The organism is Sphingomonas sp. FUKUSWIS1 (assembly GCF_000733135.1).
Taxonomy (GTDB): domain Bacteria; phylum Pseudomonadota; class Alphaproteobacteria; order Sphingomonadales; family Sphingomonadaceae; genus Sphingomonas; species Sphingomonas aerolata.
Genome location: NZ_JPJC01000226.1, coordinates 1 through 3,145, shown reverse-complemented (window position 1 = coordinate 3,145; position 3,145 = coordinate 1). Strand labels below are relative to the sequence as shown.

Annotated in this window: 1 protein-coding gene; it reads right to left on the bottom strand. The window is 69.9% G+C overall.

Going from position 1 to position 3,145, the window contains the following annotated elements; genetic code table 11:
- A partial coding sequence (locus sphsw_RS13500; RefSeq protein WP_031441062.1) for an NAD-glutamate dehydrogenase domain-containing protein occupies positions 1-3,145 on the bottom strand: 3,145 nt, incomplete at both ends.

The window sequence follows — 3,145 nt, the reverse complement described above, 5'->3', positions numbered from 1 at the left end:
GCATCGCGGCGTTCGGGACGGCGGCGTGGCGTGCGCGGTCGATCACCGCCTTGAACTGCGCGACGCGGGTGGCATTGCTCGCCAGCCACGTGTCGACCGCGCCTTGCGGATCCTTGGCTCCGCACCGTGCGAGGAACTCCAGCCGCAACTGCTGGAAATCGCGGGCAAGTCCGGCGATCAACAGGCGTTCCCAGGGATCCGACGGCGTGATCCGCGCGGCATTGGCCTGTGCCCAGTCGAGCCCGAGCGCCTGTCCCAGATGCGTGAAGGCGCGGGTCAGCACCGCCTCGTCGAGCGCAAGGCGCTCGCCGAGATCGGCAAGCCCGACCGCACCGTCGAGCTCGAACAGCCGGACCACCTTGATCGCGAGGTCGTGCGGGGCACCCGCGGTTTCGAGCTGCGCGGCGATGCGGTCGCTCTGCGCGCTCGCCTCCTCGAGCAGCAGCGCCTTGGTCTGGCCATCGAGATGCGTGATCCCCTTGGCGAGCCGCGCGAGCACGGCACCCGGCATCGTGCCGGGCGCGGACACGCGCAGCAGATCCGCGATCTGCGACCGCGTCGCCACCGCCACTTCGTCGAACAGCGCGATGCGTGCGGCTTCGGGCATCGGTCGTGATTCGATGTCCGCCCAGAGCGAGGGCAGGTCGAACAGCCGTTCGGCGACGACGAACATCGCCGCGATATCGCCCATCGCCGCGCCTTCCTCCTCGGCCAGCTCGAACGGGTGGAGCACGCCGAGCCGGTTGACGATGCGGTTGGCAAGCTTGGTCGCGACGATCTGGCCGCGCAGCCGGTGGTCGTCGATCGCCTGCGCGAAATGCTCGCGCATCGCGGCCGGGAAGGCGGCGTGAAGATCGGGCTTGAGCGCGGGGTCGTCGCCGAGCCCGGCGTGCTCGATCGAATCCTGCAGCGCGAGCTTCGCGGTGGCGAGCAGCACGGCGAGTTCCGGTCGCGTCAGGCCATGGCCGTCGAGCCCGCGGCGAAGCAGGTCGTCATTGGCGGCCAGCCCCTCGACCGCGCGATCGAGCCGTCCGCTGCCCTCGAAGATCTCGATGACGCGGACATAGCTGGGCATCGAGCCCGGCCCGCCGCCGCCGCCGGTCGCACCGCCAAGACCGCCGGGTCCCGCCAGCGCGCCCGCGCCTTCGGCGATCGACAGCGCGAGCGTCTGGAGCCGGTTGTCCTCGAGCACGAGATGCGCGACGTCGTCGGTCATGCTGGCGAGCAGCGCGTTGCGGTCCTCATAGCCCAGGCGCCCCTCGATCATCTCGCGGTTGAGCGCGATCTTGATGTTGACCTCGTTATCCGAGCAGTCGACGCCCGCCGAATTGTCGATGAAGTCGGTGTTGATCCGCCCGCCGCGCTCGGAAAACGCGATGCGCGCGGCCTGCGTGACACCGAGATTGGCGCCTTCACCGATCGCGGTGACGCGCAGATCCTCGGCGTTCACGCGAAGCCGGTCGTTGGCGGGATCGCCGACCTGGACGTTGTTCTCGGATGCCGCCTTCACATAGGTGCCGATGCCACCGAACCAGAGCAGGTCCGCGGGCGCCTTCAGGATCGCGGAGATCAGCGCGCCGGGTTCGATCTCGTCGACCGCGATGCCGAGCACGGCCTGCGCCTCGGGCGAGAGACGGATGACCTTGGCGGTGCGCGGATAGACGCCGCCGCCTTCGGAGATCAGCGCGGTGTCGTAATCCGCCCAGCTCGACCGGGGGAGGGCGAACATGCGCGCGCGCTCGTCCCAGCTTGCGGCGGGATCGGGGTTCGGATCGATGAAGATGTGGCGATGGTCGAACGCCGCGACGATCTTGAGCGACTTCGACAGCAGCATGCCGTTGCCGAACACGTCGCCCGACATGTCGCCGCAGCCGACGACGGTGATCGAATCGCTCTGCACGTCGATGCCGCGCTCGGCGAAGTGACGCTGGACCGAGACCCAGGCGCCCTTGGCGGTGATGCCCATAGCCTTGTGATCATAGCCGACCGAGCCGCCGCTCGCGAACGCGTCGCCCAGCCAGAAGTCACGCTCGAGCGCGAGCGCGTTGGCGACGTCGCTGAACGTCGCGGTGCCCTTGTCCGCGGCGACGACGAAATAGGGATCCTCGCCGTCGAGGATCGCGACGCCCGCCGGATGGACGACCTTGCCCTCGACGATGTTGTCGGTGATCGACAGCAGCGTGCGGATGAAGATCCGGTAGCTCTCGGTCCCTTCCGCCAGCCACGCGTCGCGGTTGGACGGGGCGGGGAGCTGTTTGGGATAAAAGCCGCCCTTCGCGCCGGTCGGCACGATCACCGCGTTCTTGACGCGCTGCGCCTTCATCAGCCCGAGAATCTCGGTGCGGAAATCGTCGCGGCGGTCGGACCAGCGCAGGCCACCGCGCGCGACCGGGCCGGCGCGCAGATGGATGCCCTCGATCCGCGGGCTGTACACCCAGATCTCGCGCCATGGCACGGGCGCGGGGAGGCCGGGGATCAGGTGGCTGTCGAGCTTGAACGCGAGCGCTTCGGCCGCGGCGGGCGTGAAGGCGTTGGTGCGCAGCGTCGCGCCGACCAGGCTGTGATAGGCGCGCAGGATGCGGTCGTCGTCGATCGCGGTCACCGCGTCGAGCCCGGCCTCGATCGTCGCGTCGGCATCGGCGGGATGCCCGGCATCGGCCGGATCATGCGCGGCGGCGAAGCGCGCGATCAGCGCGGTCGCGACTCTCGGCGCGCGGCGCAGCGCGTCGACCACCGTCGTCAGGCCGTAGGGCAGCCCCGCCTGGCGCAGATAGCGGAACCAGGCGCGGAACAGCACGACCGCCTGCGGGCTCATCCCGACCTCGACGATCAGCCGGTTGAACGCGTCGTTCTCCGCCGCGCCTTCGAGCACCGCGGCGATCGCGCGCTCGAGCGTCGCGGCGTCGGCCTGCGCGACCGCATCGTTCGCCTCGAGCACGAAGTCGTGCACGAAGGGATCGCTGTCCTCCTGCAGCCGGGTCGGCAATTCGCCGATCACGCGGAAACCGAAATTCTCGAGCACCGGCACGGCATCGGACAGCGGCAGCGCGCCGCCCAGCTTGTAGATCTTGAGCTGGCGGTCTTCGCCGGGCGCGCTGGAGATCAGGCGCACCCCGCGCGACCCCGGCCCGTCGAGCGCGGCGAG